This is a genomic window from Sharpea azabuensis DSM 18934 (assembly GCF_000702165.1).
Classification (GTDB): Bacteria; Bacillota_I; Bacilli_A; order Erysipelotrichales; family Coprobacillaceae; genus Sharpea; species Sharpea azabuensis.
Genome location: NZ_JNKU01000036.1, coordinates 1 through 12,090, shown reverse-complemented (window position 1 = coordinate 12,090; position 12,090 = coordinate 1). Strand labels below are relative to the sequence as shown.

At 37.8% G+C, this 12,090-nt stretch carries 13 protein-coding genes and 1 pseudogene; 12 read left to right on the top strand and 2 right to left on the bottom strand.

Features of this window, described 5'->3' with window-relative positions; translation table 11 throughout:
• Positions 1-150: 150 nt before the first annotated feature.
• The 10 genes and pseudogenes from T529_RS13790 to T529_RS0108325 all read left to right on the top strand — a co-directional run.
• Positions 151-303 (top strand): annotated as a pseudogene (locus tag T529_RS13790) (DapH/DapD/GlmU-related protein); the annotation flags it as partial.
• A gap of 231 nt (positions 304-534) precedes the next feature.
• Positions 535-846, top strand: a complete 312-nt coding sequence (locus T529_RS13375; RefSeq protein WP_202962284.1) for a flavodoxin family protein — start codon at positions 535-537, stop codon at positions 844-846.
• Between the two features lie 32 nt (positions 847-878).
• The gene (locus T529_RS0108360; protein WP_033163163.1) at positions 879-2,372 is read left to right on the top strand and encodes an aldo/keto reductase; all 1,494 of its coding nucleotides are present in this window, start codon (positions 879-881) and stop codon (positions 2,370-2,372) included.
• 31 nt (positions 2,373-2,403) lie between these two features.
• Positions 2,404-2,559, top strand: a complete 156-nt coding sequence (locus T529_RS12835) for an NAD(P)H-dependent oxidoreductase (RefSeq protein ID WP_164130399.1) — start codon at positions 2,404-2,406, stop codon at positions 2,557-2,559.
• Positions 2,520-2,885: an alpha/beta hydrolase gene (locus T529_RS0108355; protein WP_202962283.1), complete on the top strand. Its 366-nt coding sequence runs from the start codon at positions 2,520-2,522 to the stop codon at positions 2,883-2,885. Before T529_RS12835 ends, T529_RS0108355 begins: the two co-directional genes overlap by 40 nt.
• 2 nt (positions 2,886-2,887) lie before the next feature.
• The gene (locus tag T529_RS0108350; RefSeq protein ID WP_033163162.1) at positions 2,888-3,430 is read left to right on the top strand and encodes a flavodoxin family protein; all 543 of its coding nucleotides are present in this window, start codon (positions 2,888-2,890) and stop codon (positions 3,428-3,430) included.
• Between the two features lie 3 nt (positions 3,431-3,433).
• A complete protein-coding gene (locus tag T529_RS12590; protein ID WP_051646924.1) occupies positions 3,434-3,988 on the top strand; it encodes a cyclophilin-like fold protein in 555 nt (184 codons plus the stop codon).
• Between the two features lie 23 nt (positions 3,989-4,011).
• Positions 4,012-4,767: a carboxymuconolactone decarboxylase family protein gene (locus tag T529_RS0108340; protein WP_033163161.1), complete on the top strand. Its 756-nt coding sequence runs from the start codon at positions 4,012-4,014 to the stop codon at positions 4,765-4,767.
• 792 nt (positions 4,768-5,559) lie between these two features.
• Complete coding sequence (locus T529_RS0108330) at positions 5,560-5,928, top strand: hypothetical protein (protein WP_033163159.1); 369 nt, start codon at positions 5,560-5,562, stop codon at positions 5,926-5,928.
• Positions 5,925-6,776 carry an IS3 family transposase gene (locus T529_RS0108325; protein ID WP_156032227.1) on the top strand — a complete coding sequence of 284 codons (852 nt, stop codon included), beginning with the start codon at positions 5,925-5,927 and terminating at the stop codon, positions 6,774-6,776. The genes T529_RS0108330 and T529_RS0108325 overlap by 4 nt, the downstream gene beginning before the upstream one ends.
• Before the next feature lie 592 nt (positions 6,777-7,368).
• On the opposite strand, the gene T529_RS0108320 is transcribed toward T529_RS0108325, so the two are convergent.
• Together T529_RS0108320 and nrdD are read right to left on the bottom strand one after the other, a co-directional pair.
• Positions 7,369-7,581: a hypothetical protein gene (locus tag T529_RS0108320; RefSeq protein WP_033163158.1), complete on the bottom strand. Its 213-nt coding sequence runs from the start codon at positions 7,579-7,581 to the stop codon at positions 7,369-7,371.
• A 169-nt stretch (positions 7,582-7,750) separates the two neighbouring features.
• A complete protein-coding gene (gene nrdD / locus T529_RS0108315; RefSeq protein ID WP_033163157.1) occupies positions 7,751-9,916 on the bottom strand; it encodes an anaerobic ribonucleoside-triphosphate reductase in 2,166 nt (721 codons plus the stop codon).
• 383 nt (positions 9,917-10,299) lie between these two features.
• Between nrdD and T529_RS0108310 the strand changes: the two genes are divergently transcribed.
• Both T529_RS0108310 and T529_RS0108305 read left to right on the top strand, forming a co-directional pair.
• Positions 10,300-11,718: a radical SAM/SPASM domain-containing protein gene (locus tag T529_RS0108310; RefSeq protein ID WP_033163156.1), complete on the top strand. Its 1,419-nt coding sequence runs from the start codon at positions 10,300-10,302 to the stop codon at positions 11,716-11,718.
• A gap of 91 nt (positions 11,719-11,809) precedes the next feature.
• Positions 11,810-12,090 (top strand): hypothetical protein (locus tag T529_RS0108305; protein WP_081823098.1); only part of this gene is annotated, 281 nt, incomplete at its 3' end.

Below are 12,090 nucleotides of genomic sequence, written 5' to 3'. Positions count from 1 at the left end.
GTATTTCTTAATTCCGGGTGTCATTTTCAGGATCAGGGTGGAATTGAAATCGGAGATGGTGTATTGATTGGTCATAATGTAGTGCTTGCTACGATCAATCATGATCTTCTGCCACAGAATAACAGGAAGAACCATTATGCTCCAATTAAAATTGGAAATCATGTATGGATTGGCTCGAATGCTACAGTGTTATCTGGTGTTACCATTGGAGAATGGGCAGTTGTTGCAGCCGGAGCAGTAGTTACGAAAGACGTACCGCCATATACGATAGTAGGTGGAGTTCCGGCGAAAATCATAAAGAAAGTAGAGGAGACAGAGCATAAAAGTTCTAGCAATTAACGGCAGTGCAAGAAAGGATTGAAATACTGTAATCCTTATCAATACAGTATTGAAGGAATTGAATATAGCCGGGATTGAAACGGAAATGATCCAACTGGCAGGCAATGTCATTGAACCATGTAAGGCATGCTGTCCTTGCAGTGTCGTGGAAACTGTGTTCACCGCAAGGACAGCTTTCAAGAGGTATTTGAGAAGATGAAAGAGGCGGACGGCATATTGTTGGGTTCACCGGTTTATTGCGCAAATGTATCTGCTAATATGCAGGCTTTGCTGGAACGTGCTGCAGCAGTTGCAGCGGTACGCAGAGGCGGTGCAATGCAGGCAGTTGATACCATGAATCACTTTTTCCTTAATCATGAAATGATTGTAGTAGGTTCTACTTATTGGAATATGGGTTACGGACAGATGCCGGGAGATGTATGTAATGATGAGGAAGGATTAGCTAATATGAGAAATCTCGGTCAGAATATGTCGTATCTTTTGAATGCACTGAAAAGTTGCGAATAATGTGGATATCTCATACAAAGGAGTGTGAGAATATGAAGCAAATATTATGTGTAATGATATCTATTTTGATGTTGATTACAGTAACAGCATGTATAGCGGAAACACCAAATTCATCTGCTGACAATACGGAGTTGCAGGAAACAGATGATTCGTCAGAATTAGCTGATGGTTCGAATGCAGTTACAGAGATTTTGGTTGCCTATTTTTCCTGTACGGGGACTACAGAAAAGCTGGCGAAATATGCGGCAGACTATCTGAATGCAGACTTATATGAAATTTGGCCGGCAGACCCATATACCGATGAGGATTTAACCTATTATACGAATGGACGTGCGGATCAGGAGCAGAATGACCCTGATGCAAGGCCGCAGATAAATGGTCAGGTAGAGGATATGTCAAAGTATCAGATAGTTGTGATTGCATATCCTATCTGGCATGGGCAGGCTCCACGCATTATTTCTACATTTTTGGAAAGCTACGATTTTCAAAATAAGACAATCGTACCATTCTGTACCTCTCATTCCAACGGTATTGGAAGCAGTGCCACTGATTTGGAAAAATTGTGTGCTGATTCAGCCGAGTGGAAAGAGGGAAAACGATTCGATTCACAGACAACAGAAAGTGAAATTGAAAATTGGCTTGATAGCATTGACATCAAGCCGCATAATCCAAAACAAAAGGAGACAGACGAGGTGGGAGTATTTGATTTCGAAAGTAAAAGCGTATTACTGAACAGTGGATATTCAATGCCAATCAATGGATTAGGTACTTACAGCCTTCTAGACGATACCTGTGTAGAGTCTGTAAAAACAGCATTAAAAGATGGCGTGCGACTTATTGATACCGCCTATATGTACAAGAATGAAGCGGAAGTCGGTCAGGCAATTCGTGAGTCCATGGAGGAACTAGGAATTCAGCGAGAGGATATTTTTGTTATCACAAAGTTATATCCAGGTGAACAGTATGAAAACCCCGAAAGAGCCATAGAAGACGCACTTGATAAGTTGGATATCGGATATATTGACATGATGCTGCTGCATCATCCCGGAGATAATGACGTGAAAGCATATAAGGCAATGGAGCAGGCAGTGGCTGACGGAAAGATACATTCTATTGGATTATCCAACTGGTATATAGAAGAACTGGAGAATTTTCTTCCGCAGGTCAGCATTACACCTGCATTGGTACAGAATGAAATTCATCCCTATTATCAGGAACGAGAAGTCGTTGAGTATATTCAAAGTCTTGGTATTGTTGTGCAGGCTTGGTATCCTCTGGGTGGTAGAGGATATACAGCAGATTTGCTTGGTAATGAAGTGATTTCTAAAATTGCACAGGCGCATGAAAAGTCATCTGCACAGATTATTCTCAGATGGGATTTGCAGAATGGCGTAGTTGTAATTCCGGGTTCAAGCAATCCTGATCACATCATGGAGAACACGCAGTTGTATGATTTTGAATTAACTGACGAAGAGATGGAACAAATTGACGCTTTGGAAAAAAATGAGAAGAATGACTGGTACTAAAATTGATGAATAAAAAAATAAGGGGACGGAAATGAAGATATTAGTACTAAATGGAAGTCCACGTCCACAGGGCAGTACCAAGGATATGGTAAATGCATTTAAGAAAGGTGCGGAGAGTGCAGGACATACCGTTGATGTGGTGGATGTATGCCACTCCCGGTTCCTGATGACGCACCATTCTTTGTAAAGGATTACAGCGAGTATTATAAAGGAAGGTGCTATCACGAAAGAAGCCTTAATTTTAATGAAGGATGGAATAGCATTGGCTGCCAGCCGATTTTAAAATACAGTAATGAAATCAGAAGCGCTGTTCTTATCATACATGGGGAGAAAGCGCATAGCTATTATTTCGGAAAAGATGCATATGAGGCTATGATCAAGAGCAGTAAGTATGCTGCAAACAAGGAACTTCTTACGATTCCTGATGCAGTTCATACAGATCTCTATGACAACCTGGACGTAATTCCTTTCGATAAGATGCAGAAAATTTTTGAAGAGAATGGAGTGTGTTAATCATGGCAAAGAAAGTATTGATTATTTCAACCAGCCTTCGAGGTGGTAGCAATTCGGATATCCTTGCAAGAGAATGTGAGAGGGGTGCTAAAGAAGCTGGACACGAAGTAGAATATATTTCCTTAAAAGGAAAAGAGATAAAATATTGCATTGGATGTTTAGCCTGTCAGACGAAAGGAAACTGTGTTCTTAAGGATGATGTGGCAGAAATCATGGCAAAGGTTAAGGATGCAGAAGTAATCGTTTATGCCACTCCGGTTTATTATTATGAGATGGCTGGACAGATGAAGACGCTGCTCGACCGATTGAATCCGCTTTTTCCTTCTGAGTATGCATTTCGGGATATCTATATGATTGCAACTGCAGCAGAGGATGAGGAAAGTGTATTTGAAAAAGCATACAGTGGTCTTCGTGGATGGGTAGATTGCTTTGAAAAGGCAGAACTGAAAGGCATTGTAACCGGTGGTGGAATAGCTGGTCCTAATGATGCAAGCAATCATAAAGACACTATGCAAAAAGCCTACGAGCTTGGAATGGGGCTGTAAGGAATGAAGAAACTTATTTCAACGGTGCTGTTTATTGCTTTCGTACTTTGTTTGACAGCCTGTGGAAGCACATCAGATGATAAGGCTGGAATTCCAGTTCCGGAATCAGAAAACTATGAGGAACAGTTGAAGAATGAAGCCACAAACAATACAGACACGCCGGACAAAGAACTTGTTGATGGCGAAACGAATACGGCTTCTAGCGAGGAAAGTGAAATGAAATTATTTATCAATGATGTAGAAGTACCTGTCATCTGGGAAGAAAATGCTTCGGTAGCAGAGCTTAGGGAAGATGCTTCAAAGGGCGATATTATTGTCTCGATGTCAATGTACATTGACTTCGAGCAGGTGGGGCCATTAGGCAAGAAATATCATAGTGATGATAAACAGATGACCGTACATAATGGAGATATTGTCCTGTATAACAGCAGCAATATTGTCCTTTATTATGCTTCCAATACATGGTCATATATAAGGCTTGGGAAGATGGATCTACCGGAACAGGAAGTGATAGATTTGCTGGCGAACGGCGATGTTACAATCAAGATTTCAAGATAGTATTAGAAAATAAGGTTGGTATTATGGAAAAAATAGTGCAGACAGCAGGCAGAGATACTCTCGTTGAGTTTGCTCATTTTAATGATGATATTCTCTTTGGGGAGAACTGGAATAATCATGACATTGATGTGAAAACGAGAAGTATCCTCACAGTGGTCGCACTGATGTCTACGGGCATTACGTATTCTTCCCTCAAGTATCATTTGCAGAATGCAAAGAATCATGGCGTTACGCAGAGAGAAATATCTGCAATCATTACCCATGTGGCATTTTATGTGGGATGGCCAAAGGGCTGGGCGGTTTTTTATCTTGCAAAGGAAGTATGGCAGATGAACGAGCGCGATTTACCGTATGAAGATGAAGCTATGAGAGCGCACGCAAAGGAAATGGTATTTCTGATTGGACAGCCCAACGATGCATTTGCGCAATACTTTGTTGGAAAAAGCTACTTAGCACCTGTTTCTACAGAGCAGGTAGGAATTTTCAACGTGACTTTTGAATCGAGATGCCGGAATAACTGGCATGTTCATCATGCATCAGAAGGCGGCGGACAGATTCTTGTGTGTGTTGCCAGAAGGGGCTATTATCAGGAATGGGGTAAGGATGCTGTGGAAATGAAGCCGGGAGACTGTGTGAATATTCCGGTTGGAGTGAAGCATTGGCATGGGGCTGCACCAGATTCATGGTTCAGTCATCTTGCCATTGAAATTCCCGGAAAAGATGGTTCAAACGAATGGCTTGAGGCTGTGACGGATGAGCAGTATATAATACTTAAATAGTCAATAAAATTAGTTTACCACCCCAAGGACAGAATTTAGTCTTTGTTTTTGCCTTACATGTTTTATATAGTGTACCCAATAAGATTGTATCGTCTTGGTAAAGTTAAACGCAGATATAAGAACGCAAGAAGATTTATTTAATTTTGGTTCAATATATGAAAAAGTGATGAGCCACACTGTTGGAATATGCTCATCACTTATCTATATGGTATTTAAAACTAATCTTTTGAATAGCTTTCTGATTTTCTTTGTCTGAATTTTCTTGCCAAGAATACTAAAATTTCATAAATCGTGGTCATGATAACGAAGGATACGAAATCTAATAGTAGATTATGGCTGCCAACTATGACTCGACCTATCATGAGAAGCAAAATCATAATTGTGTAACTTTTTAATTTTTTTAAGGTATCTTTGCTTAAGAAATTTTGAATTTTCATTTGTTCACCTGCTTTAATTAATAATTGCTTCTAAATTGTATCATATAGGATACTACAAATAAACATATATTAACTTATCCATTTTATCTATTTACAAAATTAACAACTATATTGTTATCATAAACCATTAGATTGAAAAAGAGCGACTATTTTATCGCTCTTTTCTTTCAAAGTTAACAATTAATTTGTAAATTAACTATTTAAATTGTTCTATTTTAATCGTTTGACTCCGTGAAGTGGTAAACTAATTTTGGACACAGAGGGGGTCAATTTCTAGACACAAATGAGTTATAATTCAGACAAGGAATTCTCATATTTAGTCTTAATTGATTTCGCGTTTAACAGGAGGTTTACCATGAAATACACTCTAAAACAACGGTTGGATATTGGGCGCCGTATTTATGAAGGCGAACTAACAAGATTTCAAGCAGCTGAAGAGTATGGTATCAATGATAATACGGCTCGCAATTATATGTGGCTATATCGAGACACCAACCATCTTCCACCTAAAAATGCCGGAAGGAAAAGAAAAACGGATGCTTCCAAAACTCCACAACCAATCGAAGCAAAACAACCTGATTTTGAATCATATGAATCCATGACAAAGGAAGAATTAATTCAAGCTCTTGTCCAGGCACGTATCACAGAGGCACGATTAAAAAAAGGTTACGAAGTGAAGGGGGATGGTTCGGTAATTCATTACAGCAGCAAGAATATCAAGTGATTCTGGAACTCTCAGGAGAGTTCCCTGTCAATCTTCTTTGTGATGCCATGGGCATCAACAGAAGCAGCTTCTATTATTGGAAGAAGATGCTCAGCAATCCAGCTCCAAGAACAAGGGCATTGATTGAAAATATCCAGTTATTCCAGGAATACCATTTAAAATATCCATCCCATGGATATAGATGGTTAAATGTTAAAATCCGTCTGGATAAAGGCATAGAGATGTCTGATCCTTATGCACATAAATGTTGCAAGGCTGCTGGTATCAAGAGTAAAGCTAAACATTATAAATACAAGAAACCTGGTGCTCCGTTTAAGACTTTTCCAAATCTTCTTATGTCAGAGATTCAGATTGATGGTCCACTTCAATGTATTGTAAGCGATATGACTGCATTTTGGGTAAAAGGTATCTATTATGAACTTACCTTATATATGGATCTTTGGAATAATGAAATCCTAAGTCATTCTCTATCATCAAAACGTGGTGATCGAATGACTTATATAAGCGGCCTGGAAAATCTCCTTGAAATAAAGAAGCAACATCCAGAATACCAAATGATTCTTCATTCAGATCAAGGATCCGTCTATGCTTCAAAGGCATACAATGATCTTCTTCCTATGTATGTGGTAAGATCCATGTCCAGAGCTGGAACACCTACTGATAATAGTGCGATGGAATCCATCAACGGATGGATCAAAGCAGAACTATTTATGGATTTTCATGTCACAGGTGAACGACCAGTTTACGAAGAAGTGAATGAATATATTAAATTTTTCAATGAGGAGCGCCCTGCTTATGCGCTCAGTTATCTTACACCGAAACAATACCGTGAGAGGTATGCAGCATAATCTGTTCATAGATTCGAATCCGGAGGCAGATACCAGACACCACGTCAGCGGCTTGCCCTTGACATTCAGCCGGAAAGAAACGCTACAATAAATGTCCGGCAAATGACTAATTTAATCTGTTCATGAGTTCATACCGTCGGCGAAAGCCGACCAGCGTTTCCTGGAGCGATGCCAAGGGTGACGTACGGCTTGTACAACCTTACGCTGTAACTGAATAATTATTATGATTTTGTGTCCAAAATATGTTGACTAGTGCACCGTCTAATTAAAAAGTTAATGATAAAGGTGGTTTTATCCCTTGTTTTGCTTGTTTCGTTTAATTTAATAGTTAATATTCATTGAATTTAATAAAAATATAAGTTTAATTAAAAAGTTAATTTTCAAAAACTTTGATTTACCAAGGACAGTCTTAGCCTTTGCTTTGCCTTACATTTTTTATATAGTGTACCCAGGTGAAGATGATATTATCTTGGTAAAGTCAAACAGACATATAAGAATGCATGAAGGTTCATTTAATTCTGGTTCCGATACATAAAAGTGATGAGCCACACTGTCGGAATATGCTCATCACTTATCTATATGGCATTTAAAACTAATCTTTTGAATTAACTTCCGTTTTCTTTCGTATCAACGTTTTTATTGTCTCAATAAGCACTGCTCCGATAGTACAAAGAAGAAAATCTAAAAGTAGATGCTTGCTTCCTAATATGATTCGAAAAATCATATAGACTGCAATGGCTATTGTTAAGCCTTTTAATATAGTTAAAGTCTTTTGGCTTAAGCGCAAATGATTAAAAATTTTCACGTTTTACCTCCATGTGTAAGCACTCTACATCACAACTTAATTGTATCATATAAGATGCTATGGGTGAAACGAATATTAAGTTTTTAAATATAACAAAAAATGAGGCTTTTTAAGCCTCTTAATTATTAATATTAAGTTTATAAATTAAATGTTAACTTTTTAATTTCAACTATTTATCGTTATACACTCTGTTATCTAAGTGAACAAATCTTTCTTTGATCTCCTGAGTACGGCCTTTATTCCAAAAGTTATCTCCAAGATATCCACATGTACGACGACATACATTAAGTGTCTTGTGGTTTCTATTACCGCAGTTAGGGCAATACCATTCACCATTTTCATCAAGCAAGATTTCACCATCAAATCCACATACCTGACAATAGTCTGACTTTGTATTGATTTCAGCGTATTGAATAGTGTCATACATGTAATTGATGAGTTCTTTCATTGCTTCAAAGTTATTTGTCATGTTTGTGACTTCGACATAAGAAATAGCACCACCGGTAGAAAGATCCTGGAACTGACTTTCAAACTTTAACTTAGAGAAGGCATCGATTTCTTCACGGACATTGACATGATAAGAGTTTGTGATGTAATCATGATCTGTTACACCAGGTATTTCACCAAATCTTCTCTTAAGAGCACGTGCTAATGTATATGTTGTAGATTCTGCAGGTGTGCCATAGACAGAGAAGCCGATATTTGTTTTTTCTCTCCAGATTGCACACTGGTCTTTAAGCTTTTCCATGATTTTTCTTGCGAGAGCTTCGTTTTCTGGATCAGTATGTGACTTACCTGTGAGGGCTACAACACATTCATATAAACCAATATAGCCTAAAGAGATTGTTGAATAGTTGCCATATAAAAGCTTATCTATTGTTTCACCTGGCTTTAATCTAGCAATACCACCAAATTGCCAATGAATTGGTGATACGTCAGATAATGTACCTTTTAAGCTTTCATGTCTTAACATTAATGCTTCATAACATAACTGTAATCTTTCATCAAGAATCTTCCAGAACGCATCCATATCCTTATTGGCAGACAAACCAACATCAGTTAAATTCAATGTTACAACACCCTGGTTGAAACGGCCATACCACTTATAATTGCCTTCTTCATCCTGCCAAGGCATAAGGAATGAACGACACCCCATACAAGGGAAGACATTGCCTTCATAGTTTTCTTTCATCTTCTTAGCTGAAATGAAGTCAGGCATCATACGCTTGGAGACACACTTAACAGCCAAATCAGTTAAATAACGATATTCTGAATCATCAGGTACATTATTTTCATCTAAGACATAAAGTAATTTAGGGAAGGCAGGTGTGATATAAGCACCTACAGGATTCTTCATACCTAAATAACGCTGCTTTAAGATTTCTTCAATCAACATAGCTGTTTCATGTGTATATTCAGGTTCTTCATTTAAATACATGAAGACGGATAAGAATGGTGCCTGTCCATTTGTTGTGGAGAAAGTATTGATCTGATACTGAATAGTCTGTACACCAGCTTCAATTTCTTTCTTTAAACGACTCTTAGCAATCTTTTCAATCTGCGCATCTGTATAATCAATGCCAATTTCTTTGCCTTCTTTACGTACGGCATCTTTATGTTTATTATAGGAAATTCTTACGAAAGGTGCGAGGTGTGCGATAGAGATCGTCTGTCCACCATACTGACCACAGGCAATCTGCTGAACGATCTGTGTTGCAATTGTAGCAGCTGTCTGGAATGACTTAGGTCTTTCAATAAGCTTACCATTAATAACTGTACCGTTGGCAAGCATATCTTTAAGATTGACAAGACAGCAGTTAAACATCTTCTGAATGAAATAGTCCATATCATGGAAATGAATAAGACCTTCATCATGAGCCTGAACAATCTTAGGAGGCAACATAAGACGACGACAGTAGTCTCTTGAGAATTCACCAGCAATTAAGTCACGCTGTGTAGCGAGTACGGCAGCATCTTTGTTAGAGTTTTCATCCATTGCTTCCTTATTAGTCTGTTTGACAATACCATAAATCTCACTATCAATGGTATTTGTTTCTCTCTGGAATTCTCTTACCTTACGATAACCTTCATAAGCCTTAGCTGTTAAGACTTCACCCTTATCAATTAGTTTTTCAAAGACCTGACCTTCAATACGATAAATTGATACAGTCTGATCACCATTCCATTCATGCCAATCTTTAATTTCTCTAGCAATCTTATAAGCAATTTCTTCATGAACAATACCACTACCATTCTTCATTGCTTTTAAAATTGCATTTTCAATCTTATCTGCGTCAAATGGTACTAAAGAGCCATCTCTTTTCTTAACCTGCATTTTTCTTCCTCCAAAATATATTTATTAATTAAAACAACAAGAATTAAGCCTCCTAAAGGAGGTCTATACCCATTATATGCAAAAATAGTTGAAAGTCCAACTAAATCTACTTTCAAATTTTAAAAACACAAATTATCTTCTAAATATCAATATAATTTCCTATGTCAATAGGAAATTAGCATTTTAAAAATAATTTGATAGTGCTATAATGGGAAAGTCGGAAGCTTTATATCCTTATTTAAAAAGAATAGCGAATATAAGGCTTTTGATGATGCACAAATATTGACTGTTGGTCAGTTTAGCGTTAGAATGTTTTTGAGAAAAGATAGTTAGATAGGCGGATAGCTATCTTGTTCTTACTTTGAAAAGAGGGAGACAAAAGTATGAATAAGACCTTAACAAATATGACCCATGCGGTACAGCGTAAGGCTATGGGTGCGATGATTGACAAAGTACTGAAAGATCTTGATAAGGATCGTGAAGGAGAGTATTTGAAATTAGTGGATCTTGCTCAGCAGTTCTATGGTTCTGGTTTTACTGATGAACAATATGATGCTGCACGTGCAGCTATCAAGGATCCAAACAACAAATGGATGAAGATTATCAATAGTGTTATTGATGAAACTGATCCTGGCTATGCGAAGAAGATGGCATTGAACTTGGGTTATGAAGCTTTCTTACGTGGGACAAAAACAATTCGTGCTAATCGTGAAAAGTATAACTGTAATATTCCTTGGTTAATCTTATTTGATCCGACTGATGCATGTAATATGCATTGTGTAGGTTGTTGGAGTGGTACTTATGGACACAAGCACAATCTATCATTTGAAGAAATGGATAAGATTGTAACTGAAGGTAAGGAATTAGGTGCTTATCTTTATATGATGACTGGTGGGGAACCACTTGTTAGAAAGAAAGATATCTTAAAGCTTGCTGAAAAGCATAATGATTGTTTCTTTGCCCTTTATACAAATTCTACACTTATTGATGAAGAATTATGTAAAGAAGTATTACGTCTTGGCAATATCACATTCATGCTTTCTATTGAAGGTACACCTGATACAAATGATGCAAGACGTGGTGAAGGTCATTATGCCGGTGTTATGAAGGCGATGGATTTACTTAAGAAATATGGTATTATCTTTGGTACATCTATTTGCTATACTAGAGCGAATATTGAAGCTGTTACAAGTGATGACTTCTTCAAATTACTTGATGAAAAGGGTGCACGCTTTGGCTTCTACTTCCATTATATGCCAGTAGGAAACAATGCTGCTCCTGAATTAATGCCTACAGTTGAACAAAGAGCTAAGATGGTTCATCGTATTAGAGAAGTACGTGGTGATAAGAATATTAAGTTCTTCCCAATGGATTTCCAGAATGATGGTGAATATGTTGGCGGATGTATTGCTGGTGGCAGAAACTACTTCCATATCAACGCAACTGGTGATGCAGAACCATGTGTATTCATCCATTATTCCAATACAAATATCAAGGATCATTCAATCCTGGAAATGCTTCAGTCACCATTATTCATGGCTTACCATAATGAACAGCCTTTCAACAAGAACCATTTACGTCCTTGTCCAATGCTTGAAAACCCAGCATTCCTGACAAGAATGGTTCATGAAACACATGCTCATGGTACAAACTATGAATCAGAAGAATCAGCAGAACATTTAATCAGCAAGACTGTTGACTATGCTAAGGAATGGAAACCTGTCGCTGATAAGTTATGGGCTGAAGAAAAGCATTCAAAGCCTGCATATGAAAACTATGCACCACAAAAACGTGATATCTAAATGAAAAAAGCGATGCATGTTGATATGATCCCCTAAAGGTAAACAGTACAAATACACAAAATGTACTGCCCTGCTTTTAGGGGGTTTTATTATGGGACGAAAAGCAAAATATACATTTGAACAGAAACTTCAGGCTGTACTGGATTATCAGTCAGGAAAGAAATCAGCAGTTGATATTGCCTTTGAATTAGGTATGGGGAAAAATGGTGACAACAGAATACGTGAATGGTCGAATCTCTATAAAGCTAACGGGCAAGAAGCTCTCAAGCCTAAAGAAAGAAATTCATCTTACTCAAAGGAATTCAAAGAAATGGTCGTTCAGGATTATGTACAGAACGGACTGTCACCGGACGAACTGGCAACAAAATACAA